1 pseudogene is annotated in these 248 nt (G+C 52.4%); it reads right to left on the bottom strand.

The features are described from left to right. Window positions 1-248, bottom strand: a pseudogene (locus tag SB775_RS32410) (bifunctional metallophosphatase/5'-nucleotidase); the annotation flags it as partial.

The raw sequence follows: 248 nt of genomic DNA, 5'->3' as shown, positions 1-248 counted from the left end.
CGAGCGGCTTGCCATTTACCTCAATTTCCAAAATATGTGGATGCTCACCAGCTATGTACCGGATGTGCAACCCATCAACAGCCATCCAGCCTTCTACTTTGCCGCGAAAACCATATCCCCGAAGCTCCCGGTGCACCATTTCCGGCTGGATCGACTGCTCTAGCATACTCATGAGCTGCTCACCGGTAAGCGTGACTGCACAAGCACTGATTGGATGAGGTACAGACCTGAGCAGATCTCCAAAGGAC

The organism is Peribacillus sp. SIMBA_075, assembly GCF_046534585.1.
Note: the sequence above shows the minus strand (reverse complement) of the source record. Positions and strands in the feature narration are given on the sequence as shown.